The organism is Actinosynnema sp. (assembly GCF_052038725.1).
The window spans coordinates 1-1,670 of record NZ_JBQGCX010001081.1 but is presented as its reverse complement, the minus strand read 5'-3'; the positions used below and the strand labels follow the sequence as shown (position 1 = coordinate 1,670).

At 70.8% G+C, this 1,670-nt stretch carries 1 protein-coding gene; it reads left to right on the top strand.

Features of this window, described 5'->3' with window-relative positions:
• Positions 1-314 precede the first annotated feature (314 nt).
• On the top strand, positions 315-1,670 hold a 1,356-nt coding region (locus tag ACTUAL_RS22810), incomplete at its 3' end, for a ThuA domain-containing protein (protein ID WP_440901668.1).

Below are 1,670 nucleotides of genomic sequence, written 5' to 3'. Positions count from 1 at the left end.
CGTTCGCCGACGGGCTGCAGGTCCAGCGGGTGCTCGACGCGGTCGAGCGGAGCTCCGCCGCCTCCTCCGCCTGGCAGGCGGTCTGAGACCCCCGGGCCGCCCGCCGGGGCAACGGCGGGCGGTCCGGGTCACCACATCCGTCCCTACGACCCGAGAGAGAAGACGTTTCAGCCAACCCCACCCTCAGGACAAAGAACGGACGATCGATGAGGATTGCACGTCACCGCCTGGATCCGCAGCCGGGGAGGCGTCGGGCACCCGCCCGGGCCGCTCTCGCCGGCCTGATCGGACTGGCCCTGCCGGCCGGTCTCGTCGTGGCCACGCCGGCCGCGGCCGCCACGACCCCCTCCCTCCCCACCACGACCTCCGTCGCCGCCGAGTCGCTCGGCGCGGCCACGGCCCTCGCCCCCCCTGCAGTCGGCGAGGGTCGTTTCGACGTCCTCGTGTTCTCCAAGACCGCGGGCTTCCGCCACGGCAGCATCCCCTCGGGCATCGCGGCCATCGAGCGGCTCGGCGAGGAGCACGACTTCAGCGTGACCTCGACCGAGGACGCGGCCATCTTCACCGAGGCCGGGCTCGCCCCGTTCGAGACCGTCGTCTTCCTGTCGACGACCGGTGACGTGCTCAACGACGCCCAGCAGACGGCGTTCGAGGCCTACATCGGCAACGGCGGCGGCTTCGCCGGCGTGCACTCCGCGTCCGACACCGAGTACGGCTGGGAGTTCTACGGCGACCTGGTCGGCGCGTACTTCACGAGCCACCCCCAGAACCAGACGGCGCGCGTCCTCGTCGAGGACCCGGCCCACCCCTCGACCGAGGGCCTCCCGCAGAGCTGGACGCGCTTCGACGAGTGGTACAACTTCGACCGCAACCCGCGCAACGACGTCCACGTCCTCGCCTCGCTGGACGAGACCAGCTACAACCCCGGCAACGGCGCCATGGGTGACGACCACCCGATCGCGTGGTGCCAGGAGATGCCCGACGGCGGGCGCAGCTGGTACACCGCGATGGGCCACACCAACGAGTCCTTCGTCGAGGCGGAGTTCCTCGACCACCTGCTCGGCGGCATCGAGACCACCGCGGGCGTCAGGGCGCACGACTGCGCCGCGACCGCCAGCAGCAGCTTCGAGAAGGTCGCGCTCGACGAGAACACCTCCAACCCGATGGAGCTGGAGGTGGCCGACGACGGCCGCGTCTTCTACATCGAGCGCAACGGCGAGGTCCGCGTCATCGAGCGCAACGGCCAGGTCCGCACGGTGCTGACCCTCAACGTCACGACCGTGCAGGAGTTCGGCCTCCTCGGCATCGCCCTGGACCCGGACTTCTCCGACAACGGCTGGGTGTACCTGTACTGGTCGCCCACCGGGTCCTCGGTCGACAAGGTCTCCCGCTTCACCATGGGCACCACGAGCATCGACCCCGCCAGCGAGCGGGTCGTGCTGGAGGTCCCGGTGCAGCGGGCGCAGTGCTGCCACGCCGGCGGCGCACTGGCCTTCGACACCCAGGGCAACCTGTTCATCGCCACCGGTGACAACGTCAACCCCTTCGAGTCGCAGGGCTACACGCCCATCGACGAGCGGCCCAACCGCGCCGCCTACGACGCGCAGGGCACCTCGGGCAACACCAACGACCTGCGGGGCAAGGTCCTGCGGATCACGCCCCAGGACGAC